Below are 383 nucleotides of genomic sequence, written 5' to 3'. Positions count from 1 at the left end.
TGTCGTGAGATGTTGGGTTAAGTCCCGCAACGAGCGCAACCCTCGCCTTTAGTTACCATCATTCAGTTGGGTACTCTAAAGGAACCGCCGGTGATAAGCCGGAGGAAGGTGGGGATGACGTCAAGTCCTCATGGCCCTTACGCGCTGGGCTACACACGTGCTACAATGGCGACTACAGTGGGCTGCAATCCCGCGAGGGTGAGCTAATCTCCAAAAGTCGTCTCAGTTCGGATTGTTCTCTGCAACTCGAGAGCATGAAGGCGGAATCGCTAGTAATCGCGGATCAGCATGCCGCGGTGAATACGTTCCCAGGCCTTGTACACACCGCCCGTCACACCATGGGAGTTGGGTTCACCCGAAGGCGTTGCGCTAACTCGCAAGAG

The 383-nt window shown here is 55.9% G+C and carries 1 rRNA gene; it reads left to right on the top strand.

Going from position 1 to position 383, the window contains the following annotated elements:
• Positions 1–383 (top strand): 16S ribosomal RNA (locus CVH10_RS18135); the annotation flags it as partial.

The sequence above is a fragment of the Halomonas sp. ND22Bw genome (assembly GCF_003011945.1).
Lineage (GTDB): Bacteria > Pseudomonadota > Gammaproteobacteria > Pseudomonadales > Halomonadaceae > Halomonas > Halomonas halophila.
The sequence above is the reverse complement of the archived record's forward strand: the minus strand, read 5'-3'. Positions and strand labels throughout refer to the sequence as shown.